The sequence below is a fragment of the Aestuariivita sp. genome (assembly GCF_021404545.1).
Taxonomy (GTDB): domain Bacteria; phylum Pseudomonadota; class Alphaproteobacteria; order Rhodobacterales; family Rhodobacteraceae; genus Aestuariivita.
In genome coordinates this window covers 54,573-79,664 of record NZ_JAAWWD010000039.1, presented here as the reverse complement: position 1 = coordinate 79,664, position 25,092 = coordinate 54,573, and the positions used below count along the sequence as shown (strand labels likewise).

The following is a 25,092-nucleotide window of genomic DNA, read 5'->3' as shown; positions in this document are numbered from 1 at the left end:
CGTCTCGACTGTCTTTTGAGATTTCACGCAAGGCATGACCCTTGAGGCGCGCGCTTAGGTGCCGCGCCGCTTGGCCCGCAGGGTCGGATCGGCCTGGGTCGGATCCTCGGGCCAGGGATGTCTGGGATAGCGCCCGCGCATATCCTTGCGTACATCTGCGTAACTTGTGGCCCAGAACCCCGGCAGATCGCGGGTCACCTGGACCGGGCGCTGGGCGGGCGACAGCAGGGTCACGATCAGCGGCACACCGGCACTTGTCGGGTGGCGCGTCACGCCGAACATCTCTTGCAGGCGCACGGAGATCCCCGGCGCTTCCCCGGAATAGTCGATCGGCACCTTGCGGCCCAGTGGGGTGATGAACTGACCGGGCACCTGGCGATCCAGCGCCTGGAGCTGATCCCAGTTCAGCATCGCGCGCAGCGCGGGCAGAGGATCGAACCGCTTCCAATCCTCGGCGCTGCGCACGTCCGAAAGCATCGGCAAGAGCCAGCTCTCAAGGTTTTCGAAAAGGGCCGTTTGGGACATGTCGGGCAAATTGGTTCCATTGGCGCGGGCCAGTTCCACCCTGGCGACAAACCGCGCCGCAGCCCCGTCCAGGCGCAGGCCCAGATCGCGCACCCCGTCCAGCATGGCGCGGGCGATGGCGTCGTCGGGCACGTCCTTCCAAACCCGGTCCTCCAGCACCAGCGCGCCGAACCTTTCCTGCTTGCGGGCCACAACGCGGCGGTCGCGGCGCGACCAGGCGCAAACATCCTGCCAGCCGATCTGGTCGGCAAAGAGGGTGCGGATCTCCCCCTCCGAGATCTGGGCGGTCAGCCGCACGCGTGCCTCGCGCGGATCGCCGTCAAGATCCGTGGCCACCAGATAGGGCGCGCCCGCCAGCGGATCGCCATCGGGCATCACAGCGCCCTTGCCGCCTGAGAGCACATAGCGCGGCGCCTCGCCCTTGCGGCGCTGGGCGATGCGGTCGGGATAGGCGAGAGCCGCCAGCGCGGCGGTAGAGAGCTCACGCCCGGGCCCGGCCCGTCGCCTCAGCCGCCGGGCCTCGGCCCGCACGCGGTCGAGGGTGCCGCGATGCACCTCATGCCCCCGATCCCGGGCAAAGCGGTGGGGATCGCGCAGCGCCTCCACCCGCAGGGCCAGATCCAGGGGGGCGCCTTTCAACACATCCCGGTCGCCCATCAGCGCGGCCAGATCCGCCGCATCCGGTCCGCCCACAATCAGCATATGGCCCAGGCGCGGGTGCAGCGGCAGCGCTGCCAAGGCCCGCCCGTGGCCGGTGATCCGATCCGCGCCATTCAACGCGCCCAGCATCCGCAACAGCGCCTGCGCCTCGGCATAGGCGCCGGGATTGGGCGGTGTGAGAAAGGCCAGATCCTCCGGCGCGGCCCCCCAGACGGCCAGTTCCAGGGCGAGCGCAGCCAGATCCGCCGCCTCGATCTCTGCCGGGGGGAAGGCGGCGAGCGCGCCCTCTTCGCCTTTGCTCCAGAGCCGGTAGCTGACGCCCGGTGCGACACGGCCCGCGCGGCCCGCGCGTTGTGTGACCTCGGCGCGGGTCACCCGTTCGGTCACCAGCCGGGACATCCCCGATCCCGGATCGAACCGTGCCCGCCGCGCGCGACCTGCATCCACCACCACCCGGATATCGGGAATGGTGAGAGAGGTCTCGGCAATCGCGGTGGCCAGCACCACCTTGCGCCCGTCGGCCAGCGGCGCGAGGGCCGCGCGCTGGGCCGCAAAATCCATGGCTCCAAAGAGCGGTTGTATCCGGCAGTCGGACGGCAGGCGTTTGGCCAAGACCGCCGCGGCGCGCCGGATCTCGCCTTCACCGGGCAGAAACACCAACAGGCCGCCGCCCATCTTGCGCGTCCCGGCCTCGGCGCGCGTCACCAGGTCGTGTAGATGCGGCTCCCACCGGCCCGGCCCCAGCGGGCGGTCGAGCCAGCACGGCTCGACCGGAAAGGCGCGGCCTTCGGCGGTCAGGATGGGGGCGTTCATCAACCGCGCCACCGGCTCGGCATCAAGTGTTGCCGACATCGCCAGCACGATCAGATCCTCGCGCAGCGCACCCCTGACCTCCAGCGTCAGGGCAAGGCCAAGATCGGCATTGAGGGAGCGTTCGTGAAACTCGTCAAAGATCACCGCGCCGATACCGGGCAGGTCGGGGTCGGACTGGATCATCCGGGTCAGGATGCCTTCGGTCACGACCTCGATCCGGGTGGCGCGCGAGGTTTTCGCCTCCCCCCGAATGCGGTAGCCGACGGTCTGGCCAATCTCTTCGCCCAGACTCTGCGCCATGCGTTCGGCGGCGGCGCGCGCGGCCAGGCGGCGCGGCTCCAGCATGACGATGCGGCCATGGGTGAGTTCCGCGTCAAGCAGCGCCAACGGCACGCGGGTGGTCTTGCCCGCGCCGGGAGGGGCTTGCAGCACCGCGCGCCGGTCCCGGCGCAGGGCCGCGACCAGATCGGGCAGGATGTCATCAATGGGCAGCCGGGTCATCGCCCGGGTTATGGCCTGCGCGGCGGCGTGCGTCCAGCGGATCGGTCAATCGGCTCTGGACAAGCCCCGCGATTGGCCGTCATTTATCCCGCCAAAGAGCAGGGCCAGAGACAGATGGATATCACCGAACTGGGCAACAGGATCATCGCGGGCGATCGCAGGGCATTGGCGCGCGGCATCACGCTGGTGGAAAGTGCGCGCGCCGATCACCGCGCCGATACAGCGCGGTTGATGGAGGTGTTGCGCGGGGCGGACCGGCAGGCTTTGCGCATCGGATTGTCGGGCACGCCGGGGGTCGGTAAATCCACCTTTATCGAGAGTTTTGGCATGATGCTGATCGCGCAGGGCCTGCGGGTGGCGGTTCTGGCGGTCGATCCCAGCTCGGCCCGCTCGGGGGGGTCGATCCTGGGCGACAAGACGCGGATGGACCGGCTGAGCCGCGCGCCGGGCGCGTTTATCCGACCCTCGCCCAGCCAGACCCATCTGGGCGGCGTTGCAAGGCGCACCCGCGAGGCGGTTCGTCTTTGTGAGGCCGCGGGGTTTGACATTGTGCTGATCGAGACGGTGGGCGTTGGTCAGTCCGAGACGGTGGTGGCCGAGATGTCGGACATCTTTCTGTTGCTGCTGGCCCCGGCGGGCGGGGATGAGCTGCAAGGCGTCAAACGCGGCATCATGGAGATGGCCGATATCATCCTGGTCAACAAGGCCGATGGCGATCTCAGACCGGTGGCGATGCGGACCTGTGCAGACTATGCCGGTGCGCTGCGCCTGTTGCGCAAACGCCCGCAGGACCCTGAGGGGTATCCCAAGGCGATGACGGTTTCGGCGCTGGAGGACACAGGGCTGGAGATCGCCTGGGACGAGATCAAGACGCTTGCAGACTGGCGCCGCGCGCACGGCCATTGGGCCGCGCGCCGTGCCGATCAGGCGCGCTACTGGTTCCAGCAGGAATTGCGTCAGGCGCTGTTGGCGCAGCTGGAAACGCCTGAGATGCGCGGCCATCTCGCGGCGCTGGGCGATGCGGTGGCGGGGGGGCAAACCTCGCCCGCGGCCGCGGCGCAGGAGATGCTGGCGCTGTTGCGCCAGACATCCGGCGCGCGGCCGTAACCAAATGGACGCGCCTGCGGCGCGACACGGTTCTGTTGCCGCAAGGCCCGGATCTGAGCCCCCGGATCTCTGAGCGGATGGTCGATGGATCAGCGCTCCCAGAGCGAAACCATATCCCCCTGTGCAGGATCGAACTGACCTGCAAGCGCCGAGAGGTAGCGTGCCTTTACGGCGTCGGGACCCGCATGGGTGACCACACTCAGCCAATCCGTGGTTGTCATAAAGGCCGCCCATGCGTCACCCAGCCGGGACTGGAACCCCTCAAAGCCCCAATCCGCGATCCGGTCCTGCGCGTAGGACGGGGCAAAGAAGAAGGCCGGTTTGGGTCCGGGCAATCCGGGCACGCGCAGATTTGCGTTTTGCCAGTCGGTCACCCCCACCTGTGCGCTGTGGCGCATGAGGTCACCGAAATGGCTGTGGATGCGCATGGTCAGATCGCCGTTCCCCGAAAAATCCACATAGACCGACGGTGCGGGGGATAGGGTCGAGATATCCGCATAGCTCACGACATGGTCGTAAAGCCCCAGCCCCTCGACGAAGGCGATGTTGCCGGGGCTCGTGAGGCCGATCACCTGAACGCCATCGCGTCTGTGCCGCGCCATCTCGGCGGCAAGGCCCAGTGCCGTCTTGCTCGACGCGCTGGATAGAAGGAGTTGCCGGGCGCCGAACATCTCGTTTTCCAGACAGAAATCGGCCAGCAGGAACGAGGTTGTGAAAAGCGGGCGGAAAAGTGCGATCTGCGGCTCGGCCCGTGGCTCATACCCTGGATCGGTGTCCGTCAGGGCATAGCGGTTATAGATCGGCGACATCGCCTGGCGATGCGGCGCCAGATCGCTGAACCCGTCCGGGCCGATCCTGCCGGGCTGTACCATCAGATGGGTGGACATCGGCACATAGCCACAGACCCGCTGGCCGACGGAAATCTCCGGCACGCCGGAGGCCACGACATCGGCAAACCCCCAGGCCGGGATGCGGCCAAAGCCCTCCTGCTCGGTGGGAAAGAAGTTCCAGTACCCCAGGCTGTCTGTCGCGGTGCCATAGGTAATCGTATTGGCGGTCAGCGCGAAGCGATCCACACGCAGCAGGACATGGCCTTCGGGCGCCATGTCGGGATGCAGGGCGGTCGCGATGCGGGCAGCGGTCAAATCATGGCGGTTGATGATCAGATCCTGTCCGGTGATGGTCATTGGGGCCTCCGTGTTCGCATGCTATGATCACCCTGCGCGCGCAGGTGCGGGGGATGCAAGCATGCCCTATCGTCATCATTTCTGGCCGCTGCGGGAACCGGCTTGACCCGATACGCGATTCCTCCTATGTCGATCCAACCAGATTTCGGGCGCCGCCAATGGCAGCGCCCTTGTGCATTTGGCAGGGAACCGCCTGCCTCTGAGATACGAAGGATGACACCCATGTCGCGCCGCTGCGAACTGACCGGAAAAGGCCCGATGGTAGGCAACAATGTCAGCCACGCCAACAACAAGACCAAGCGCCGGTTTCTGCCCAACCTGAACGATACCACGTTGCATTCCGAAACGCTGGGCCGTGCGGTCAAACTCCGCATCTCTGCCCATGCACTGCGCAGCGTCGATCATCGTGGCGGCCTGGACGCATTCCTGGCCAAGGCCAAGGACACCGATCTGTCGGCCCATGCGCTGAAAATCAAGAAAGAGATCGCCAAGGCGGCCGCCGCCTCCTGACGCAAGATGGATGAGTGGATGTAGATTTGAGCCTCGCGGCAACGCGGGGCTTTTTGCTCTGGGCAAGTCATAAGCCATACCAGAGACAAGGCGCCAGGCCCACGCCGCGCGTGTCGACGACGGGGCCAAGGCGTCGGGTTCATGACCGGGCGGTCCCGAGGGGGCGGTATCTCGACATGGTCGATATCTCGCACGGCCGCTCCCGGAAGAGGTGCGAATGTGCATTTTACCTGCCGGGCGAAGGGTCTATATTGCGCGCGATGAAGCCGCGTCCCCTCCTCTGCGCCGTTTTGGCGTTCTGTCTGGTTATCACCGGTCAGGTCGTGGCACAGGCCAAGGCAGCCGCGCCCGCGACAGGGCAGATGGTGCTGTGCGTCGGGGCCGGATCCATCGTCGTGTTCACCGATGCCGAGGGTAAACCAACCTCTGCCCCGCATCTGTGTCCCGATTGCACCTTGGGCGCGTTGCCGGGCCCCGCTGGAGCGGACCGGGTCTCACGATCGCGGGATCGGTCTGGCCAACGGCTGAGATGGCCCGTTGTCGCGCTGGGGCAGCCGGTGTCCTGCGGCGCCTTGCTGAGCGCGCGTGACCCGCCCGCTGGGATCTGATCCACATCTCCTAGAATTCACACAGAAAGGGACCAGACATGTCCTTGAAAACCACTCTCTTCGCTGCGGCTGCTGCCGCGTTGCTGGGCACCACCGCCTGGGCCGACGGTATCATGGTCAAAGACCCCTATGCGCGGTCTTCTGGGGCCAATGCGGCCAGCGGGGCCGCGTTCATGGGGCTGATGAACCATGCCGACAGCGATGACCGGCTTATCGCGGCCCGTTCCGACGTGGCCCAGCGGGTCGAAATCCACACCCATATCGAGGACGCCAATGGCGTCATGCGCATGGTCGAGGTCGAGGACGGCATCCCCGTGCCCGCAGGTGGCATGGCACTGCTGCAACGGGGCGGCGATCACGTGATGCTGATGGGCCTTAACCGGTCGCTGACACAGGGCGACGAAATCTCGGTCACGCTGGTCTTTGAGAACGCGGGCGACATTGATGTCACCATTCCCGTGGACCTCGAGCGCAAGCCGACCCATGGTCATGGTGGCGGCCATATGCACGGTCAGACAAAGACCGACGGCTAAACGCGGTTCTCGGGCCGCGCGGCTAGGTCGCGCGGCCCAAAAGCTCCTCCACCCATTCCGGGACGATCCGCGACGCAGGTCCAAACCGCCTCTCGGCAAAACTGGACACGACCGAGGAGGGCTCAAGGTTCAGCTCAACCGTGTGGGCCCCCGCGTGCGCGGCATCTTCCACGAACCCCGCTGCGGGATAGACGGTGCCAGAGGTGCCGATCGCGGCAAACAGATCGGCTTCGGCCAGATGGGTCAGGACCTCGTCCATCCGATAGGGCATTTCTCCGAACCAGACGACATCGGGTCGGCCCTTCGGGGCGGCGCAGCGCGGGCAGCTCTGCCCCGGAGACATCTCATCGGGAGCCTGCCAGCGATGCCCGCAGGCGGCACAAAGCGCACCGGCCAGCTCGCCATGCATATGGATCACCCGGCGCGCACCGCCTGCCTCGTGCAGGGCATCGACGTTTTGCGTGACCAGCGTCACGCGTCCGCGCCAGTGGGTCTGCAACCGCGCCAGCGCCAGGTGCGCCGCATTCGGGCGGGCCTTGGCGGCCTGCACCCGGCGCGCGTTATAGAACCGGTGCACCAGCGCGGGGTCGCGGGCGAACCCTTCGGGGGTGGCCACGTCTTCTATCCGGTGCTGGCTCCACAAGCCGCCTGCGTCGCGAAACGTGCCCAGGCCGCTTTCCGCGGAAACCCCTGCCCCGGTGAGAATGACGATGTTTTTCATGCCCCCTCCTTGCGCGCGCCAGCGTGGCATGGAAGATGCCATTATGGCCAGTCGTATTCTCTTTGTTTGCCTTGGCAACATTTGCCGGTCGCCTGCTGCCGAAGGGGTCTTTCGCGCGCTCCGACCCGATCTAGGGGTCGACAGCGCAGGCACTGCGGGCTGGCATGTGGGCAAAGCGCCTTACGCGCCGATGCAGGATGCCGCGCGCACCCGGGGCATCGATCTGTCGGATTTGCGCGCGCGTCAGTTCTGTGGCGCGGATTTCCATCGGTTCGATCTGATCCTCGCCATGGACACTCAGAACCGCACCGCGATCGAAGCGTTGCGCCCCGGCGGGGCCGAGACGCCGCTGCGCCTATTTACCGATTTCGCGCCGGGGTCCGGGATGGATCACGTGCCCGATCCTTATTATACGCGCGATTTTGATGGTGCGCTCGACCTGATCGACGAGGCCGCGCATGGTCTGGCCGCGCATCTCAGCCGATAGGTCAAAGCGTTGCTCATTGCGCGGGCTCAGTCGGGGATGATCCGCAAACGCCCGTTCAACCACGGCAGGCGCGACGTGGCCGGATCGATCATCTGGGCTTGCACCAGCCGCCGCACGGTCTGGGCGATTTCGCGCGGCACCTGATCGGACCAATCCGACCCGGCAAAGAGCGATATCGTGCGGGAAAACTCGGCAAATGGCAGCGGATGTGCCGCGATATCGTCATGAAACCGGGTTGCCCGCATATATCCCAGGGGCGTCGTGATCGCCCAGCCGATGCGCCGGGCCACCATCGCCATCAGCGCCAGATGGCTGCCCACCTCGAACCGGTGCTCGAACGCCATGCCTTCGCGGGTCATCTGCACTTCGATCTGGTGGCCGATCATCTGTTCGCGGGCATAGCGCAGGAAGGGCAGATCGCGCAGCGCGGAAAGCGGATCCGCGGGGTTCACTGTCAGGTGCTGCGGGGTGACGAGGATGAACGGATCGCGCACCAGCGGGTATTCGGTGATCGTCTCGCGCGTCTCACCGGTGCTGGCGGCCACCGCCACATGCAGATCGCCCGCCACCATCGCCTCGCTGATCTCATGGCTGGGGGCGGTGATCATCTTGAACCGGCACGAGGTCAGGCTGTCGGCCAGGATGGTGACCAGACGCGGTGTCAGATCGTTATCGAAATCGTCGATCAACCCGATGCTGAGCGTGTCGAGATGGGTCAGATCCATCACCGTCAGTTCGCTTTGTGCCAGCCTCAGTTCCGACAGGACAACCTCCGTGCGCGCCAGGAAGCTGCGCCCGGCCGCGGTCAGCCGCATGGGCCGCTTGCCGTGATCGACCAGGTCGGCCCCAAGCGCGGATTCGAGATTGCGCAATTGCTGGCTGACAGCAGGCTGGCTCAACCCGGTCATCTCAGCCGTCCGCGCAACCGAGCCGGACGCGGCCAAGACCTCGAACACCTCCAGCCCGCGCAGGCTTATCCCCTTTTTCAGCATATGTGCATGGCTCCGCCAGTTTTCGGATTTGTGAAATCAACTTGGTGCAAGGTCAAGCGGATCACCAGTTTGGCGTCAGGAAATTCGTATTTTCCAAATAAGGGCCAAGGCGGTGATGCGTTGCGGCGAACCGGCAGATCTGTCCTGGCCGGATCCGATAAGGGGGCGGCAACAGGCTCTGGGCTCACGGCGCCGAGCGTCGGAAGAACCCGGACCCGAGGGCCCGGCCAAGGCGGCCGCCCCGCTCAGGTCAGGATCAGCTGCACAAATCCCGCGCGGTCGAGCCGAACCTGGACCAGCGCGCCCAGAACGCGTCGTCGCGCTCGGTGTCCGACAGGCGCACCGAATGGGCCAGCGCCGCATCGCGAAAGAACGGCGCGCCGCGCCGCTGATCGGCCCCGCTGAGGGTCTGATCGGCAGCCGCCTGAATACAGCCGCAGATCTGCCTGTTCGCCGCAGACCGGCCCGAATTCACGCAGGCCGTCTTGATCGGACCGCTCGCGGTCGCAAACCGCGTCGCAGGCTCGGTCCCGCCGCCGCCGCAGGCCACCAGAATACCACATGCCAGAATGGCCAGGAATTTACCCATATCGCCTTGCCCTATACTGCGCCCCACGCCGGTTGGTGCCGGCAGGTTGTCTTGCTGGGTGGATTATGGCGGAAACCGATGCAGGGGGCAATTCACGAAGGTGGGGGTGATGTGGAGGAGACTTCGCCAAGGCCCTGAGCCAAAAAGCACTGGACATTGAACGAACCTGCCGCCCGGCGGCCGCGCCGGGCCGCGCCGATCCGCCCCCGTCAAACCAAAGGTTTGCCTTCGGCAAAATGGGTGGCGCGATTGCGCCACCCCTCGGATCGGCGCGGCCCTCAGTGCAAAGTACCACTGCGCGGAATCAAGGCCTCAGGCCGCCGCGCCATCGCCAGGCCGCCCCCCGGTCTGGCGATTGGGTGCCACCAGCGCATAGATCGGAGGAAAGATGTGGCTGGCTGCCATAAAGCGTCTCAGAACGTCGGTCGAGCGCCAGCCCGCGGCCTGGCGATGGCACGGCTCAGGGCGTCGATTATGGCCTTAGCCATATTTCAGCTAACTCAATAATTTTCTGCAATTTGTCCGGATGGGTCACGAAATAGCCGCCGCCTACAACAGGGATGCCCCATTGGATCGTCGTGTTTATCGCCAGATCAACTTTGCGACCGACGTACCTGCAAGCTGCAAGGAACCAGCCCCGCAGGACCGCCAACGCTTGCAGAGCCCTTGATTGGTCCGGCGCGTCTGCCTTAGCCTCTTCTTCAAGTGTATCCAGCGCCGCCCAAACGATTTCCACTTGGGTCACCAACTGCGGATCATCTATCAGTTCGGGCGGATTGTTGTGCCCCCGCAAGGGCACAAAGCTCTCAGATGCGACACGCGTTTCACTGTCACGCAGATCCGTGATAATCGGCCCGAGCGCCCGCCGCGCCTCAATCGCCCGAATAGCCTCTGCTACCTTGGCCAGCGCATCTTCGCCCTCCCAAAGATCATCCGGCAGGGTCGCCACTTCAATCGCCAGATCCCAGTCGCGGAACGTGCCCTCCCACATCTGAGCGTACCAGCGGCGCCAGAAGGTCCAGTCGGGATCGCTGTCTAGATAGTCCAGAAACTGCGCGTGGTATTCTGCAATGGATGGGGGCGGGGAGGCGTCCGGCCAGACCGGTTCTCGCATCAGCGCTTCGGGAGCGCGGATGGTATCTCGTGACACGGCGGAGAGGGCGGCGGAGCGGGCGGCGGAGTAGGCGGAGTCGGCGGAGTCGACGGCGGAGAGGGCGGCGGAGTAGGCGGAGTCGGCGGCGGAGAGGGCGGAGCGGGCGGCGGAGTAGGCGGAGTCGGTGGAGTCGGCGGAGTAGGCGGAGTCGACGGCGGAGAGGGCGGCGGAGTAGGCGGAGCGGGCGGAGTCGGCGGAGTCGACGGCGGAGTAGGCGGAGAGGGCGGAGTCGGCGGCGGAGTAGGCGGAGAGGGCGGCGGAGTAGGCGGAGAGGGCGGAGCGTTCCAACGCATCCACATCTGCGGGTCGACCCGAGCCGCGACCCGCAGATGTGAGGATGGCCCAAAACGACACCAGTGTAAGCGTTTTCCTCCGAGCCCTATCAAACAGGCATAGTGTCGCCAAAACACGCAACGCCGCCCGGCTGGCCATGGCGCACCGCATTTCCACGCTTTGCGTCTCAAACCACGCTTGCGCGCTGTCAAAATCCGAAAAATCTACCTCAGCCACGCACCATCCGCCCGCAATCCATCATCCCCCTTGCCAACCCCCCAAAACCCTTACATATCCCCGAACATGACACCGCTTTCGCATATCCGCAATTTCTCCATCGTGGCGCATATCGACCACGGGAAATCCACGCTCGCCGACCGGCTGATCCAGGAGACGAACACCGTCTCGGCGCGGGATATGAAGGAGCAACTGCTCGACAGTATGGATATCGAGCGCGAGCGCGGGATCACCATCAAGGCCAACACCGTGCGGATCGATTATACCGCCGATGATGGGGAGGCTTATGTGCTGAACCTCATCGACACGCCGGGGCATGTGGATTTCGCCTATGAGGTCAGCCGGTCGATGCGCGCGGTCGAAGGCTCGCTTCTTGTGGTGGACAGCACGCAAGGGGTGGAGGCGCAGACGCTCGCCAATGTCTATCAGGCGATTGACGCCGATCATGAGATCGTGCCGGTTTTCAACAAGATCGATCTGCCCGCCTCCGATATCGACCGGGTGGCGGAACAGGTGGAGGATGTGATCGGCATCGACGCTTCGGGCGCGATCCCGGTCTCGGCCAAGACAGGGCAGGGCATCCATGAGGTGCTGGAGGCCATCGTGCGGCATCTGCCGGCACCTCAGGGCACGCGCGACGCGCCGCTCAAGGCGATGCTGGTCGATAGCTGGTATGATGCCTATCTGGGCGTGATCGTTCTGGTGCGCATCATGGACGGGGTTCTGAAAAAGGGCGACCGGATCAAGATGCTGTCGAACGGATCGACGCATCATGTGGACCGGATCGGCGTGTTCCGCCCCGAAATGACGCAGATCGACGAATTGGGGCCGGGGGAGATCGGGTTTCTGACAGCCTCGATCAAACAGGTGCGCGACACCCGCGTGGGCGATACGATCACCCATGAGAGGAAGGGCACAGAGGACGCTTTGCCCGGCTTCAAGCCCTCGGTGCCAGTGGTGTTTTGCGGTCTTTTCCCGGTGGATTCGGCTGAGTTCGAGGATCTGCGCGATGCCATCGAGAAGCTGGCGCTGAACGACGCTTCGTTCAGTTTCGAGATGGAGACCTCCGCAGCACTTGGCTTTGGCTTCCGCTGCGGGTTTCTGGGGCTGTTGCATCTGGAGGTCATCCGCGACCGGATCGAACGCGAATACGATATCGAGCTGATCACCACAGCGCCCTCGGTCGTCTATCACGTCTTCATGCGCGACGGCACGATGCGCGAGCTGCACAATCCCGCCGACATGCCCGATCTGACCCATGTGGATCATCTGGAAGAGCCGCGCATCAAGGCCACGATTCTGGTGCCGGATGAGTATCTGGGCGATGTGCTGAAGCTCTGCCAGGATCGGCGCGGGATCCAGGAGGATCTGACCTATGCCGGGTCGCGGGCGATGGTGGTCTATGACCTGCCGCTCAACGAGGTGGTGTTCGATTTCTATGACCGGCTTAAATCGGTGACCAAGGGCTATGCCAGTTTCGATTATCAGATGATGGGATATCGCGAGGATCATCTGGTCAAGATGCAGGTTCTGGTGAATGACGAGCCGGTCGATGCGCTCTCGACGATGGTGCATCGCGACCGGGCCGAACAGCGCGGGCGGGCGATGTGTGAAAAGCTCAAGGATCTGATCCCGCGGCATATGTTCAAGATCCCGATCCAGGCGGCGATCGGCGGCAAGGTCATCGCGCGCGAGACGCTGTCGGCGCTGCGCAAGGACGTAACGGCGAAATGCTATGGCGGGGATGCGACGCGCAAACGCAAGCTGCTGGACAAGCAAAAGGCCGGCAAGAAGAAGATGCGCCAGTTCGGCAAGGTGGATATCCCGCAAGAGGCGTTTATCTCCGCGCTCAAGATGGATGGGTAAGGGGGCGACCCTTTTTTTGCTGGCGCGGGGTATGTGAGCCGCAGAGTGGGGGCCAGCCCCCACACCCCCGGGAATATTTTCAGCCAGAAGAAGCAGCAACGCTGCGCACAAAAACAGTGTGAATTTTGGGATGAAAGATATCCACAGAGCGTCATAGATCTGTTACAAAGCGCGCATGATGCGACTTGCCTTGACCTTTGCCCTGATTGCCCGGCCTGTTTGTGCAGCCAGCCCGATTGCAGAAGTGATCTGCGAGCCGACCGAGGTTTTGCACAGCAAGCTCACCAGCCAGTTTGGCGAGACCCGACAGGCCATGGGGCTGAGGGGGCGTGAGCAGATCATGGAGGTCTGGACCGATCCCCAGGGCGATTGGACCATGGTGGTCACCTATGCGTCAGGCACCTCCTGTATTGTGGCGATGGGGGAGCATTGGCAAACCGTCATGCCGCAGGACCCGGCTTAGCCGCCCAACTCGGCGCGGGCCTGTTTGCGCATATTGGCAACCAAAATGGCGTTGTCGGTCTCCCAGGCTTTGAACCCGGCATAGGCCGCGCGGTTTCGGGCCGCGATTTGGTGTGCGGTCAGTGGGCCCTCGCCCTCCAGACCCGAGAAATATGTTTTGACCATCTCATAGCTGCGTTGGCAGCCAATCAATTCCTCGGCGGTGAGGGGGCGGGTCGAGGCGGCGCTGTCGCACATGTAATAGATGGCCAAGAGTTTGAGAAATTCTGTCACCTGACACTCCATGTTCGGGGGATGAAAGATGAGAACGCGCGATCTCGGGCTGTGGTTTGAGCTTAGAGGGAGGCGGGCTCCGCTCCAAAGAAAAAATGCTGCACTGCGGCATTCTGCGCGTGCGTGCAGGGTGGATGCCCAAGAAACAGACTGTTTCCGATTTCAGAAAGTGCTGGACTTGACCCCCTGTCAGTTTGCATGGTGTTGCCATCTTAACGGGGGAAAGTCTGATGCGTTTTCAACGAGTTCTTTCAGCGGCCGTGGTCGCGACAATTCTGGGCGCCGTGCCCGGCATGGCAATGGATGCCAAGATCTATCCGTATCACGCCAAGCAGAATTTCTGTCCGGCGGGTCTTCAACCGGTGACACTGGGCGGGGTGATCTGCTGTGGCACACCGAACCAATCGGTCAGCTATCAGAGCGTCATGCAACACCCGGCGCAAACGCGCAGCCACCGCGTGGCCAGCGCGCGCGCTGATTGCCCTGTTGGTGTCAAGGGCTGTCGCTGATTCCGCTGCGGTCGCGGCGCGCGTCTTTGTCAGGCCGCGCGCCAGGTGTTGCGCGGTCTAAAGTGTCTTGATATCCGCAGCCATCGGGCGGCCATCCCGACCGTCCTGAAGTTCGTATGACACTTTCTGATTATCGGCGAGACCTTGCAGCCCCGACCGTTCAACAGCCGAAATATGCACAAACACATCGTTTCCCCCCTGGTCCGGGGCGATGAAGCCGTAGCCTTTTGTACTGTTGAACCATTTCACGGTGCCTGTCGGCATGTCCCGTGTCTCCTTCTGACTTACTCACTCTTTTCAGAGGGCTGGCGCGCCCCCCGTCACCCAGTTCGGAACACTGTGAGGGATCAAGGGTCATGCCTTGCGAAACCGACCACTTTGTTCACCTCTCAACTGTCTCCCTCTGAAAAAGATTGCACGACACAGCGAAAAATCAAGAAAAAGGCAGGAGTCGATTCAAGAATGACGAAAATCTGCTTAAGAAACAGGAGATCTCGATGATCCTCTATGGTCTGAAAAACTGCGATACCTGCCGCAAGGCGCTTAAGGTGCTAGACGGCGCGCGCCTGGTCGATGTGCGCGCCGAGGGCGTCGAGCCACCCGTCATCGAGGCCGCGCTGGCACAATTCGGCGAGGCGCTGGTCAATACCCGCTCGACCACATGGCGGGGGTTGAGCGAGGCAGAGCGGGGCCGGGATCCCGCGGCGCTTTTGGCCGAACATCCCGCATTGATGAAGCGTCCGTTGATCCGGGACGATGCGGGTGTCTTGTATCTGGGGTGGACACCGGCCACGCGAACGGCCCTTGGCGTCGGCTGATCCAGGCCTTAGGTGACACTCTGGCAAGACAAGGAGAGACAGGCATGCGCAGCGCCGCCGCTATCTTGGGGATCATCGCCGGGCTGACCGGCATGGTCGTCGGCTTTTTCGGCTATGGCTATACCGCCGCGGTCGAGCATTTCGGCGAGATCGACGGCATCGCCACTCATGTCAGCAATGTGGAGCTGATCCGCACAGTGTCTCTGATGGCACCGATGCTGGCCATTGCCGGTGGCGCCATGGCGCGGATGCGCGCCTTGTGGGGCGGGGCGCTGATGCTGCTATCGGCAGCGGGGATGTATTACGGGTTTGGGTTCAACGTCTTTACCATGTTCCCCATTGCCTTTGCCGGTGTGGCGGGTGTGCTGGCCGTGGCGGCAGGCAAACCGGATGAGCCGAAGGCGCATTTCTAGGCGCCTTGCGGCCATGCAGCGTCAGGCGGCACGCCGATTGCCAAACACCCGGTCCAGCGAGACTGGCCCGCCGCCTTTCAGCACCAGCACGATCAGCACGAACATCCAGAACATGCGCTGATCCAGGATCACGCCGTCCGGGATGCGGTCAAACATCGCGCCCAGCGTTTCGATATGGGCGATGCCGCCATGGCCGTAAAGATCGGTCAAGGATTGGACGATCACGAACCCGATCATCCCGATGCTGGCCAGCCGCGTCAGCAGCCCGACCACGATCAACAGGGGCAGCACGAACTCGGCCACCGTGCCTGCGGTCACCACCGCCCAGTGATAGAGGGTCAACTGGCTGACATCAAAGCTGACGGCTTCCATCGCTTTGGGAAAGACCTGGGCATAGGCGCCCAGCGACGGTTGGAAGATCCCGAAGATGCCATCGCCAAGCTTGGTCATCCCCGAGGCCCAGAAGTAAAACAGCAGCGTGGAGGCGAAGACAAACCTGGCCAGTGTCGGCAGCAGCCAATCGGCGGATCGTTCCAGAGGGTTGAAAATGGCGTTGTACAAAGCGGTAAGTGCGGACATGGCCTTGGGTCTTTCTAGTTGAGGGCGCAAATGGCGCCGCCGTCAATCAGCAGCGCAAGAACGGGTGTCAGATCGAATTGCGGCGTCTCGGCAAGGGCCGCGTCATGGGCGGCTCCCAGCGTCGCACCCGTCCGGAGCGCGTCGATGAACGCGCCGCCACCTGCGGGCAGGAGGTGAGGCATTGGGTCGAATTCCGGGCGCAGGATCACGACATCCTCGGCTTGCGGCTTGGGCTTGGGCGCGCCTGGTTCGGTGTTGAACCGCCACAGGCTGTGAACCGGCCAGATCGACCGCAGGTGCCGGACTGCCGGGGCGAGGGTCAGCCGTGCCGCCATCAGTGCTTTGGGTGTCAGAGAGCCCAGCGTGGCAGGGTCGATGGGCGCGGTATCCGCGGCGTGATACGAGCTGCGCAGCGCCAGTTCCAGACGGGCCACATCCCCGAGATATCCCAGATGCTGGAGCTGCGGCATCTGGGCGACAAACGCGGGAAAGCTGGCGCCGTAAAACATCATCAACGGCGATTGCGGTGGGTGCGCGCGCAGAAAAAGTCCCGCAAGCCCATCCATGTTCTGTTGTCCGAGCAGCTTTGTTACAACGGGAAATCCCTCGCGCAGCGCCTCGGTCAGGGAAACGGCGACGTTGTTGCGATAGACGTTGTAACGTCGCCCGGCGGGGCGCTTTAGCCCGTCGATCAGCCCATCGGGCACGGGTTCAGCACCATCCAGAAGGGCCGAGCGAAACGCACTTTGCGAGACGGTCATGCGGCAATCCGGGTCAGAGCGGTTGCTGCGCGTGCCGCTTCGGTGGCCAGAACCGGCCAATCGGGCACATCGGTATCCCATTCAACCAGGGTGGGACGCGGACCAGAGCGATCCAGCGTATGATCCAAAAGCGCCCAAACCGGGTCGACAACTGCGCGGCCATGGCTGTCGATCAACAGCGGCGCGCCGTGGTCGTCTTGGTCTTCATCATGGCCGCCCAGGTGGATTTCCCCTACCTTATCAAGAGGGTACGCATCTATATAGCCTTGCGGTGAATACCCGAGATTGGTGGCCGAGACAAAGACGTTGTTGACGTCCAAAAGCAGGCCGCACCCTGTCCGGTGCGCGATCTCGGCCAGAAAATCCGTCTCCGACCAGGTGCTTTCGGCAAAGGCGAGATAGCTTGAGGGGTTCTCCAACAGCATCTGCCGCCCAACGACCTGCTGCACTTGGTCGATGTGAGCGGCGACGCGGGTCAGGGTCGCGTTGGTATAGGGCAGGGGCAAAAGATCGTTGAGGAACTCCGCGCCATGGGTGGACCAGGCCAGATGCTCGGAAAAGCTTGCCGGTTTCAACCAGCCCACCAGCTTTTTCAGCCGCGCCAGGTGGTCGGGATCGAGAGGGCCCTCCCCCCCGATGGATAAACCCACGCCATGCACCGAGATGGCAAACCGCTCCGACAGCGCGCGCAACTGGGCCAGCGGTCGCCCCCCCTCGCCCATGTAGTTCTCGGCGTGAATCTCCAGCCATTCAACCGGGCCGGGATCGTCCAGAATCTGGGCAAAATGCTGAGGTTTGTATCCCACGCCGGGGGCGTTGGGCAGCCGGTCGTATCGGGGGGTGGCGTCAAGCATTTCGCAACTCTCCGCAAAAACTGGGAACCGGTCGAGGCCCGTGTTCAAGCTTGAAGAACCGGCGTGGCCCGGACGAGGGAGACCGGACCACACCAGATGTCGTTAGCTGGGCAGGTCACGATCCAGCGCTTCGAGCGAGCCGATACGGCCATCTGGCAAGTCGATCTCGGCGCAGGTGCCCGCGTCGACCAATGTCCATGCGTTGCCCTGATAATCCACGGTCGAGGTGCCCGCGCAGGTGGTGCCGGGGCCTGCGGCGCAGTCGTTCTGGCCAGCCAGGCTCACACCATAGCATTTTTCCTTGGCTTGTGCGCTTGCGGTGGTGGTCTGACCGACCAGAGCGGCAGCGACGGCGCCAGCGACGGCCAGAGTTTTCATGGTATTGGACATCTTCATTTCCCCTTGGGTTGGTAATGGGTGTCTGTGTTCGACACCAATAAGGTACTGGGGACCAACGGTCGATGTGAATTCACGAGCCTGTGTCTCACGCCTGCGTCAATGCATGTGACGCTCGGACGCCTTGTAAGATATTGAAAATACTCGATTGTGATCGAATTGTTTCAATCGGACCCCGCGCTGGAGGCCCGATTTATGGCTGTTTCGTATTAATTGTTACAAAAGATCCGGCGGCGTTGCCGCACCCGCCAACATCTTTGTTACATCTGCCAGTGTTTCCACGCGGGTCTGTTTCTCGCCCAGTTGCCGAAGGGTTACGGTCCGGTCGTCGATCTCGCGGTGACCAACGGCCAGAATCACCGGCACCTTGCCGACAGAGTGTTCGCGGACCTTGTAGTTGATCTTCTCGTTGCGGATATCGGCTTCTGCCCGGACACCGGCGGCGGTCAGGGCCGCGACCACCTCATGCACATAGGCATCGGCCTCTGACACGATGGACGCGACAACCACCTGTCGCGGTGCCAGCCAGAAGGGCAGCTTGCCCGCGTGTTCCTCGATCAGAATACCGATGAACCGCTCGAACGAGCCCAGGACCGCGCGGTGCAGCATGACCGGGCGATGCTTGGCCCCGTCGCTGCCGATATAGGTGGCGTCCAGCCGCTCGGGCAGCACGAAATCCACCTGCAGCGTGCCGCATTGCCAGTCCCGCCCGATCGCGTCGGTCAGCACAAACTCCAGCTTTGGGCCGTAAAACGCCCCTTCGCCGGGGTTCAGCTCGAACGCACAACCTGCGGCAGTCGTGGCGGCCTTGAGGGCGTTTTCGGATTTGTCCCAGACGGCATCCGATCCGGCGCGCAGGTCGGGCCGGTCAGAGAACTTGACCTTGAAGCTTTCAAATCCAAGGTCGCGGTAGATGTCGCTGAGGAAGTCAATAAAGCGCTTGGTCTCATATTCGATCTGGTCCTCTCTGCAAAAGATGTGCGCATCGTCCTGCGTAAATCCGCGAACGCGCATTATTCCGTGTAACGCACCGCTTGGCTCGTACCGGTTGCATGATCCGAATTCGGCCATACGCAGAGGAAGATCACGGTAAGACTTTAACCCTTGGTTAAAAACCTGAACGTGACAGGGACAATTCATCGGTTTCAGGGCGTTCATACGCTTTTCGTTGATGCCCTTGTCGGAGGTGCTCTCTTCCTCGACCTCCACGATGAACATATGCTCCTGGAACTTGTCCCAGTGGCCCGACGCCTCCCACAGCTTGCGGTCAACGACTTGCGGGGTGTTGATTTCAACGTATCCGCCCGCGCGTTGCTTGCGGCGCATATAGTCCTGAAGCTGGGTGTAGATCATCCAGCCATTGGGGTGCCAGAAGACCTGGCCGGGCGCTTCCTCCTGCATGTGGTAAAGGTCCATCTCGCGGCCCAGTTTGCGGTGATCGCGCTTGGCGGCCTCCTCCAGCATGTGCAGATGGGCTTTGAGCTTTTCCTTGCCGGTGAATGCCACGCCATAGATCCGTTGCAGCATGGCGCGGTCGCTGTCGCCCCGCCAATAGGCGCCTGCGATGGACATCAGCTTGAAGGCATCCGCCGGAACCTGACCGGTATGTTGCAGATGCGGACCCCGGCACAGATCTTGCCAATGCCCATGCCAATACATGCGGATGGGCTCGTCACCCGGGATCGCCTCGATCAGCTCAACCTTATAGGGTTCATTATTGGCGTTGTAGAACTCAATCGCCCTGGAACGCTCCCAAACCTCTGTCGTGACGGGATCGCGCTTGTTGATGATCTCTTTCATCTTTGCTTCGATCCGCTCCAGATCCTCGGGGGTAAAGGGCTCCTCGCGGTCGAAGTCGTAATACCAGCCGTTTTCGATCACCGGCCCGATGGTGACTTTGGTCGCGGGCCAGATCTCCTGCACGGCACGGGCCATGATATGGGCCAGATCGTGGCGAACCAGCTCGTTGGCCTGCGCGTCATCCTTCATGGTGTGCAGGGCGATCTGCGCGTCCTCTTGGATGGGCCATTGCAGGTCCCAATGCTGACCGTTCACGGTCGCGCTGATCGCTTTCTTGCCCAGAGAGGTCGAGATGCCCGAGGCGACTTCGGCGGGCGTTACCCCTGCGTCGAAGCTGCGTGCATTGCCATCGGGGAAGGTGAGTGAGATTTGGGCCATCAAAAGCCTCCTCGTCGGTTTGGCGCCCACGGAACGCCCGGTTGCGGGTATGTCGATCCGGCTTCAATGGCGCCAAGGAAAGGGGCTGTCAAGCATCTGCCTGACAGCCCCGCTGCATCTGAGGTGGCCCGGTCACTTAGGCGGCGGCGAACACCGCATAGGCCATGATCAGGCAGCAGAGCCAGCCCAGCGTAAAGACGATGGGGCGCAATGGCATGCCCAGAAAGCCTGCGGTCATGCCGATCGCATGGATCACGCGCAGCCAGAAGAATGCAATCGCCGTCCAGTAGGTCAGCACGGTGAAACCGTCCAGCGCGTGCACGATCAGCACAAGCACCGCAAAGGGCATCGCCTGCTCAAGCAGGTTCAGATGGGCCCGGTGCGCCCGGTGGACCCAGGGTCGCAGCGTGCGCAGATCGACGGGGCGGCCGAAATTGTCCGGGTCCCCCTCTTCGCCATTGATGCCGACGATAAAGGGGATCCACATCGACACGGCCAGGATCATCAGGCAGGTCAGAACGCCCAGTTCGGTGGGAAAGCTTTCCATCACATCGCCGCCTTCATCGCAGTGCCGGTCTCCAGATAGGATTTGAGGCTGGCGGCCAGACGCGCCCAGCCTTCGGCAAACCCTTCCTGACCCGGTGCCATATCGTAATGCTCGATCGTCAGCTTGCAGCTGTCGCCCTGCGGTTCGATCAGATAGACCATATGCGAGGCAGGTGCGTCAGGCCCCATGAATTTCGGCTCGAACGTCATGGCGATACGGGTTTTGGGGTCCATCTCGGTGGTGACCTGGCGCAGCATCGGGTTGCCGTCGGGCAGGATGAACTCGGTCACGTTGTCGGGGCGCGCATCGCCGCGCACCTCGTTGCACATGAAGTGATAGGCCGCCATTTGATCGGCCTTGGTCAACGCATCCCACAGCGCGTCCTGTGTGCATCGGATGAAAGTCTGCATCATGAAATCGGGTTTACCCATTACTGTCTCTCTCTCCAGTCGTGATTTGAGGTCACTCAGCGCCTGCGCCTGCGGTCGCAAGAACGGTGCGACCCAGCGGTCGGTCATTTCCTGCAGCGGCAGTGCGTTCAGATAGTGGTATTTGAACCGCCCCAAGCGGCGCGTGACGATGAGATGGGCGTCTTCGAGAACCTTGAGATGTTTCATGACACCGAAACGGGTCATGTCCAGCTGCTCTTCCAGATCACTCAGGGATTGCCCGTCGTTGCGGCGCAAGCTGTCCAGCAGCGCGCGCCGGGCCGGGTCGTTGAGGGCTTTGAAGATCGCATCCATGGTATCATTATAGGTTACTATCAAGTCACGTGACAATAGAGTCACTTAAAAATCGCATTGAAGGTGCCCCAACCCCATGCAGAATAGGCGAAACACTAAATGGAGCACGGCATGACCGAAGTGGATTGGACACGTTTGAAAGCGCAGGAACTGCGCGTCTTGGCCGAACAGGAGGCCGTGGTGATTCTGCCCGTCGCGTCGATTGAACAGCACGGGCCGCACCTGCCGGTGATGACCGACACAAGGCTGGGCCATGAGGTTGCCCTGCGTGCCGCACGCCTGGCCTTTGCGCGGCAGCCCACGGTCGTGGCCCCGGTCGTGTGGTCGGGCCTGTCAGAGCATCACATGCCCTTTGGCGGCACGCTGACGGTCAGCCACGCCACATTCCGCGCGCTGGTCGCCGATCTGATCACGGCACTGGTGCGGCAGGGGTTTCGCAAGATCCTGATCTCCAACAGCCATGGCGGCAACATCATCGCGATGCAGCAGATCCTCGATGAGTTGTCGCCCGATTGCCCCGCCACGCTGGTTGCCACGACCTATGTGTCGGAGGCCGGTGCGCGCTATGGCGAGATCCTGGAAGATCAGCCAAGCGTCATGCATGCCTGCGAGGCCGAAACCTCGATGATGATGGTGTGTGAGCCCGATCTGGTGGACAGCTCCGATCTGGCCGCGTTGAATACGCCAATGGACGGGCCCAAGTTTCTGGGCGCGGGCGAGGCGTCTTATCGCTGGCGGCCCTTTGCGCATGTGACCGCGAACGGGGTCGCGGGTCTGCCGGGTAAATCCACCGCCGAGAAGGGCGAGCGGCTCTTGCAGGTGGGCGCCGAGGCGGTTGCAGATCTGATCGCCGATCCCGAAACATGGGTCGCGCCCCAGGACATGCGCGGCGACAGGCTGGCTGGTGTGGCCTTCCGAAAGGACGTGTGACATGGCCGCGCAGGGCATGTTGGAGACCGCGCAGGGGCGGCGGCTGGCCTATCACCGGACGCAGGGTGCGGGGCCATGCATCGTTTTCCTGGGCGGGCTGAAATCCGACATGGAGGGGACCAAGGCGGTGCATCTTGAGGCCTGGGCCCGTGCGCGCGGGCAGGCCTATCTGCGGTTCGACTATTCCGGCCATGGTGAGAGCTCGGGCCGGTTCGAGGATGGCGCGATCGGGGACTGGCATCTTGACACCTTGGCAGCGATTGATGCGCTGACAGAAGGGCCGCTGATCGTCGTGGGTTCGTCCATGGGCGGCTGGCAAGCGCTGCTCTTGGCGCGTGCGCGGCCTCAGCGGATCGCAGGTCTGATCACGATCGCGGCAGCCCCGGATTTCACCGAAGACGGCTATTGGGCCAGCTTCACCGAGGACGAAAAACAGACGCTTGAGGCTGTGGGCCAAGTGGAACGCCCATCCGATTACATGGACCCCTATGTCATCACGCGGCGTCTGATCGAGGATGGGCGCGACCATCTGGTGCTGCGCAGCCCGCTGGTCTTGCCCTTCCCGGTCCGCTGCCTTCAGGGCACGGCGGACACGGCGGTCAGCGCACAAACGGCGCTGCGGCTGCTGGAGCATGCGGACTGTCCCGATATGCGCCTGACACTGGTCAAGGATGCCGATCACCGGTTCTCGGATGGGCCGTGCCTGGGCATGATCGAGGCGGCGGTGGCCGAACTGTCACAGCGATAGGCGGCGGCTTTACAAAGGCTTGTTTCGGCGCAACTCTGACCGCCTCAAACCGCGCAACCCGATCAGAGAGGCCACCGACATGCGCAGACCCGGGTCGATGTGGAGCCTTGAGACGCTGGGCCGGGTGCGGCTGTCGCGTCATTTCTTCATGCGGGAGTTTCTTTACTCCGAGATCGGGAACTTCCACGAAATCCAGAATATCCCCGACGATCCCGATCTGGCCATCGAGACTGGGCGCGCGTTCTGCCAGACCCTGCTCGATCCTCTGGAAGAGACCTTTGGCCGGGTTGCGGTGCGCTCGGGGTACCGCTCGCGCAGGCTCAACCGGTTCGGCAATGAAAACCGGCTGAACTGTGCACGCAACGACAATCCGTTGGAGTGCCATATCTGGGACTGGGCCAGCGGGGAGGGGCGGGTTGCGGGCGCTTCTGTCGTGATCCCGTGGTTTTCCGATCAGTACGATCAGGGCCGCGACTGGCGGGATCTGGCCTGGTGGATGCACGACCATCTGGATTACTCCGAAATCTGGTTCTTTCCCAAGCTTTGCGCGTTCAACCTGGTCTGGCGGGCGGTGCCGCGCCGCCGGATTGACAGCTATATCGCGCCGCGCGGCTGTCTCTTGCGGCCAGGTGCCGAACCCTCCGAACGAGTAGAGGCGCGGCAGGCCCGCTACAGCGACTTCCCGCCATTCCGGGGGATCGCAATGCCCTGAATGCCGCATTTCCGGCTTGCCGGTGGCCTGTCTTTCGCCCATCACTTGGCAACGGAACGGCAACCATGGGGCAGGGGACGGAAAACGTGGCAGAAGCGGTGGTTCTGATCCCCGGCCTGATGTGCGATGCCCGGGTATTCCAGTATCAGATCAATGCGTTATCCGCGTCACGCGCAGTCATGATCGCGCCTGCCGTGGTGGGCGAGCGCATCGAGGAGATGGCCTCGGCCCTCTTGGATGCGCTGCCGCAACGCATGGCGCTGGCTGGTGTCGGGCTGGGCGGTACGGTCGCGATCGAGATCCTGCGCCGGGCGCCGGAACGGGTGAACCGGATCGCGCTGATGGGGGTCGACCCGCAGGCTGACACCCCCGCCATCGCCGCCGAACGGGACTTGCAGATCGTGCGCGCCCGCAGTGGGCGGCTGGACGATGTCATGGCGCAGGTCCTTCCGCCCGACCATCTGGCCCCCGGACCCGGTCGGATGGAGGTACAGTCCCTGATCCGTACCATGGCGCAGGATCTGGGGGCCGAGTTGTTCGTGCGCCAGACCCGTGCGATGCAGCGGCGGCGCGACTATCAGGGGGAGCTGCGCCGGATCAAGGTGCCCGCCACCGTGATGGGCGGGGCCGAGGATCGCGCCATTCCACCCAAGCGCCAGCAATTCATGGCCGATCTGATCCCCAAGGCCCGGCTGCACATGATCGAGGATGCGGGCCGGATGCCCATGGTCGAGCAGCCGCAGGCGACGTTGCGAGCGCTCAACGCGTGGCTGGTTCAGCCGCTGATTTTGGGCTGAGAGTTCAGCCCGCGGGACCGACAGCCTGCGGGCGCAGCCCCAGCGCACTCCGCTCGTCCTGAGTGAGGATCGTGGCATCGCGCACGGGATTGCGTGTCTCGGGGTCGAAGAACACTGTGTTGCGCCAATCGCCGCTGATCAGCCCTGCGAGGGAACGGACGGCCACGGGCCATATCATCCGCATTGGGTGTTCATGCCCCCGTTTACCCTTGCGCTTGGGTACAAAAGCCCGCGCGCGCACCGGCCCCGCCCGTTCGGGGTGGTCGATGCGGTTTGTCCGCACCGCAACCAGTCTGATCTTGGGGGTCGCTGTGGTATTGAACATCGGTGTCTTGCAACAATCGGCGTACCAGCGCAGCAACCCGGATGGATAAAGACGAAACAGCGCCAGATGTGCCTCGCCGCTGTCGATACTGACATCCGAAGGACTGACCTGTACCAGATCTACCCCGGTCTTGGCCGGGTCCGGTTGACCAAGATTGAGGTCGGCGGCCCGGCAATCGGCGCAAAAACAGACCGCGCGCACAACGGTGCCCGGACTCATGTTTCGTACATGCCCGGTCAGAGTGCCGCAAGCGCAGGAAAACCGGTTATCTGCGCTCTGTGGCAT

30 protein-coding genes are annotated in these 25,092 nt (G+C 63.3%); 14 read left to right on the top strand and 16 right to left on the bottom strand.

Annotated elements, in window-relative coordinates; translation table 11 throughout:
* Positions 1 to 54 precede the first annotated feature (54 nt).
* Positions 55 to 2,499 carry an ATP-dependent helicase HrpB gene (gene hrpB, locus HEP69_RS13550; RefSeq protein WP_290559077.1) on the bottom strand — a complete coding sequence of 815 codons (2,445 nt, stop codon included), beginning with the start codon at positions 2,497 to 2,499 and terminating at the stop codon, positions 55 to 57.
* A gap of 114 nt (positions 2,500 to 2,613) precedes the next feature.
* On the opposite strand from hrpB, the gene meaB reads away from it, so the two are divergent.
* On the top strand, positions 2,614 to 3,606 hold the full coding sequence (meaB, locus tag HEP69_RS13545) for a methylmalonyl Co-A mutase-associated GTPase MeaB (RefSeq protein WP_290559076.1): 993 nt from the start codon (positions 2,614 to 2,616) through the stop codon (positions 3,604 to 3,606).
* 89 nt (positions 3,607 to 3,695) lie between these two features.
* On the opposite strand, the gene HEP69_RS13540 is transcribed toward meaB, so the two are convergent.
* Positions 3,696 to 4,793, bottom strand: a complete 1,098-nt coding sequence (locus tag HEP69_RS13540; protein WP_290559075.1) for a DUF2855 family protein — start codon at positions 4,791 to 4,793, stop codon at positions 3,696 to 3,698.
* A gap of 222 nt (positions 4,794 to 5,015) precedes the next feature.
* Between HEP69_RS13540 and rpmB the strand changes: the two genes are divergently transcribed.
* The 3 genes from rpmB (at position 5,016) to HEP69_RS13525 (ending at position 6,444) form a co-directional block, all read left to right on the top strand.
* A complete protein-coding gene (gene rpmB / locus HEP69_RS13535) occupies positions 5,016 to 5,303 on the top strand; it encodes a 50S ribosomal protein L28 (protein ID WP_290559074.1) in 288 nt (95 codons plus the stop codon).
* A gap of 260 nt (positions 5,304 to 5,563) precedes the next feature.
* The gene (locus tag HEP69_RS13530; protein ID WP_290559073.1) at positions 5,564 to 5,911 is read left to right on the top strand and encodes a hypothetical protein; all 348 of its coding nucleotides are present in this window, start codon (positions 5,564 to 5,566) and stop codon (positions 5,909 to 5,911) included.
* A 38-nt stretch (positions 5,912 to 5,949) separates the two neighbouring features.
* Positions 5,950 to 6,444, top strand: a complete 495-nt coding sequence (locus tag HEP69_RS13525; protein WP_290559072.1) for a copper chaperone PCu(A)C — start codon at positions 5,950 to 5,952, stop codon at positions 6,442 to 6,444.
* A gap of 22 nt (positions 6,445 to 6,466) precedes the next feature.
* Here HEP69_RS13525 and HEP69_RS13520 read toward each other — a convergent pair whose 3' ends face one another.
* Entirely contained in the window at positions 6,467 to 7,165 is a 699-nt protein-coding gene (locus tag HEP69_RS13520) for an NAD-dependent deacylase (protein ID WP_290559071.1), read from the bottom strand.
* A 43-nt stretch (positions 7,166 to 7,208) separates the two neighbouring features.
* Here HEP69_RS13520 and HEP69_RS13515 point away from each other — a divergent pair, with 43 nt between their 5' ends.
* Positions 7,209 to 7,652, top strand: coding sequence for a low molecular weight protein-tyrosine-phosphatase (locus HEP69_RS13515; RefSeq protein WP_290559070.1), 444 nt, complete (start codon positions 7,209 to 7,211; stop codon positions 7,650 to 7,652).
* A gap of 26 nt (positions 7,653 to 7,678) precedes the next feature.
* On the opposite strand, the gene HEP69_RS13510 is transcribed toward HEP69_RS13515, so the two are convergent.
* The 3 genes from HEP69_RS13510 to HEP69_RS13500 all read right to left on the bottom strand — a co-directional run bounded on the left by HEP69_RS13510 (position 7,679) and on the right by HEP69_RS13500 (position 10,896).
* A complete protein-coding gene (locus HEP69_RS13510; RefSeq protein WP_290559069.1) occupies positions 7,679 to 8,644 on the bottom strand; it encodes a LysR family transcriptional regulator in 966 nt (321 codons plus the stop codon).
* A 256-nt stretch (positions 8,645 to 8,900) separates the two neighbouring features.
* On the bottom strand, positions 8,901 to 9,233 hold the full coding sequence (locus HEP69_RS13505; protein WP_290559068.1) for a hypothetical protein: 333 nt from the start codon (positions 9,231 to 9,233) through the stop codon (positions 8,901 to 8,903).
* Between the two features lie 472 nt (positions 9,234 to 9,705).
* Complete coding sequence (locus tag HEP69_RS13500; RefSeq protein WP_290559067.1) at positions 9,706 to 10,896, bottom strand: hypothetical protein; 1,191 nt, start codon at positions 10,894 to 10,896, stop codon at positions 9,706 to 9,708.
* A gap of 66 nt (positions 10,897 to 10,962) precedes the next feature.
* Here HEP69_RS13500 and lepA point away from each other — a divergent pair, with 66 nt between their 5' ends.
* On the top strand, positions 10,963 to 12,762 hold the full coding sequence (gene lepA / locus HEP69_RS13495) for a translation elongation factor 4 (RefSeq protein ID WP_290559066.1): 1,800 nt from the start codon (positions 10,963 to 10,965) through the stop codon (positions 12,760 to 12,762).
* Between the two features lie 178 nt (positions 12,763 to 12,940).
* Positions 12,941 to 13,225: a hypothetical protein gene (locus tag HEP69_RS13490; protein WP_290559065.1), complete on the top strand. Its 285-nt coding sequence runs from the start codon at positions 12,941 to 12,943 to the stop codon at positions 13,223 to 13,225.
* On the opposite strand, the gene HEP69_RS13485 is transcribed toward HEP69_RS13490, so the two are convergent.
* Complete coding sequence (locus HEP69_RS13485) at positions 13,222 to 13,497, bottom strand: hypothetical protein (protein WP_290559064.1); 276 nt, start codon at positions 13,495 to 13,497, stop codon at positions 13,222 to 13,224. The two genes, HEP69_RS13490 and HEP69_RS13485, sit on opposite strands and share 4 nt — an antisense overlap.
* Positions 13,498 to 13,727: 230 nt before the next feature.
* On the opposite strand from HEP69_RS13485, the gene HEP69_RS13480 reads away from it, so the two are divergent.
* Entirely contained in the window at positions 13,728 to 14,006 is a 279-nt protein-coding gene (locus HEP69_RS13480; protein WP_290559063.1) for a hypothetical protein, read from the top strand.
* A 57-nt stretch (positions 14,007 to 14,063) separates the two neighbouring features.
* Here the strand turns inward: HEP69_RS13480 and HEP69_RS13475 are convergent, their stop codons facing one another.
* The gene (locus HEP69_RS13475) at positions 14,064 to 14,270 is read right to left on the bottom strand and encodes a cold-shock protein (RefSeq protein WP_290559062.1); all 207 of its coding nucleotides are present in this window, start codon (positions 14,268 to 14,270) and stop codon (positions 14,064 to 14,066) included.
* Positions 14,271 to 14,503: 233 nt separating this feature from the next.
* Between HEP69_RS13475 and HEP69_RS13470 the strand changes: the two genes are divergently transcribed.
* Together HEP69_RS13470 and HEP69_RS13465 are read left to right on the top strand one after the other, a co-directional pair.
* Positions 14,504 to 14,824 carry an ArsC/Spx/MgsR family protein gene (locus HEP69_RS13470; protein ID WP_290559061.1) on the top strand — a complete coding sequence of 107 codons (321 nt, stop codon included), beginning with the start codon at positions 14,504 to 14,506 and terminating at the stop codon, positions 14,822 to 14,824.
* 44 nt (positions 14,825 to 14,868) lie between these two features.
* On the top strand, positions 14,869 to 15,237 hold the full coding sequence (locus tag HEP69_RS13465; RefSeq protein ID WP_290559060.1) for a hypothetical protein: 369 nt from the start codon (positions 14,869 to 14,871) through the stop codon (positions 15,235 to 15,237).
* Positions 15,238 to 15,258: 21 nt separating this feature from the next.
* Here the strand turns inward: HEP69_RS13465 and HEP69_RS13460 are convergent, their stop codons facing one another.
* From HEP69_RS13460 to HEP69_RS13430, 7 genes are all read right to left on the bottom strand, one after another.
* Positions 15,259 to 15,816 carry a DoxX family membrane protein gene (locus HEP69_RS13460; RefSeq protein WP_290559059.1) on the bottom strand — a complete coding sequence of 186 codons (558 nt, stop codon included), beginning with the start codon at positions 15,814 to 15,816 and terminating at the stop codon, positions 15,259 to 15,261.
* 14 nt (positions 15,817 to 15,830) lie between these two features.
* Entirely contained in the window at positions 15,831 to 16,577 is a 747-nt protein-coding gene (locus HEP69_RS13455; RefSeq protein WP_290559058.1) for a DNA-binding domain-containing protein, read from the bottom strand.
* Positions 16,574 to 17,431 (bottom strand): DUF692 domain-containing protein, encoded by an 858-nt coding sequence (locus HEP69_RS13450; protein WP_290559057.1) that lies wholly within the window; start codon positions 17,429 to 17,431, stop codon positions 16,574 to 16,576. The genes HEP69_RS13455 and HEP69_RS13450 overlap by 4 nt, the downstream gene beginning before the upstream one ends.
* Positions 17,432 to 17,533: 102 nt before the next feature.
* Positions 17,534 to 17,821: a DUF2282 domain-containing protein gene (locus HEP69_RS13445; RefSeq protein ID WP_290559056.1), complete on the bottom strand. Its 288-nt coding sequence runs from the start codon at positions 17,819 to 17,821 to the stop codon at positions 17,534 to 17,536.
* A gap of 222 nt (positions 17,822 to 18,043) precedes the next feature.
* Positions 18,044 to 20,005 carry a threonine--tRNA ligase gene (thrS, locus tag HEP69_RS13440; protein WP_290559055.1) on the bottom strand — a complete coding sequence of 654 codons (1,962 nt, stop codon included), beginning with the start codon at positions 20,003 to 20,005 and terminating at the stop codon, positions 18,044 to 18,046.
* A 136-nt stretch (positions 20,006 to 20,141) separates the two neighbouring features.
* The gene (locus HEP69_RS13435; RefSeq protein WP_290559054.1) at positions 20,142 to 20,552 is read right to left on the bottom strand and encodes an MAPEG family protein; all 411 of its coding nucleotides are present in this window, start codon (positions 20,550 to 20,552) and stop codon (positions 20,142 to 20,144) included.
* Positions 20,552 to 21,295, bottom strand: a complete 744-nt coding sequence (locus tag HEP69_RS13430; RefSeq protein WP_290559053.1) for a metalloregulator ArsR/SmtB family transcription factor — start codon at positions 21,293 to 21,295, stop codon at positions 20,552 to 20,554. The genes HEP69_RS13435 and HEP69_RS13430 overlap by 1 nt, the downstream gene beginning before the upstream one ends.
* Positions 21,296 to 21,406: 111 nt before the next feature.
* Between HEP69_RS13430 and HEP69_RS13425 the strand changes: the two genes are divergently transcribed.
* From HEP69_RS13425 to HEP69_RS13410, 4 genes are all read left to right on the top strand, one after another.
* Complete coding sequence (locus HEP69_RS13425; protein ID WP_290559052.1) at positions 21,407 to 22,225, top strand: creatininase family protein; 819 nt, start codon at positions 21,407 to 21,409, stop codon at positions 22,223 to 22,225.
* Position 22,226: 1 nt separating this feature from the next.
* The gene (locus tag HEP69_RS13420; protein WP_290559051.1) at positions 22,227 to 22,973 is read left to right on the top strand and encodes an alpha/beta hydrolase; all 747 of its coding nucleotides are present in this window, start codon (positions 22,227 to 22,229) and stop codon (positions 22,971 to 22,973) included.
* Positions 22,974 to 23,070: 97 nt separating this feature from the next.
* Positions 23,071 to 23,685 (top strand): hypothetical protein, encoded by a 615-nt coding sequence (locus HEP69_RS13415; protein ID WP_290559095.1) that lies wholly within the window; start codon positions 23,071 to 23,073, stop codon positions 23,683 to 23,685.
* A 65-nt stretch (positions 23,686 to 23,750) separates the two neighbouring features.
* The gene (locus HEP69_RS13410) at positions 23,751 to 24,482 is read left to right on the top strand and encodes an alpha/beta hydrolase (RefSeq protein ID WP_290559050.1); all 732 of its coding nucleotides are present in this window, start codon (positions 23,751 to 23,753) and stop codon (positions 24,480 to 24,482) included.
* Positions 24,483 to 24,486: 4 nt separating this feature from the next.
* Here the strand turns inward: HEP69_RS13410 and HEP69_RS13405 are convergent, their stop codons facing one another.
* On the bottom strand, positions 24,487 to 25,092 hold the full coding sequence (locus HEP69_RS13405; RefSeq protein WP_290559049.1) for a DUF6151 family protein: 606 nt from the start codon (positions 25,090 to 25,092) through the stop codon (positions 24,487 to 24,489).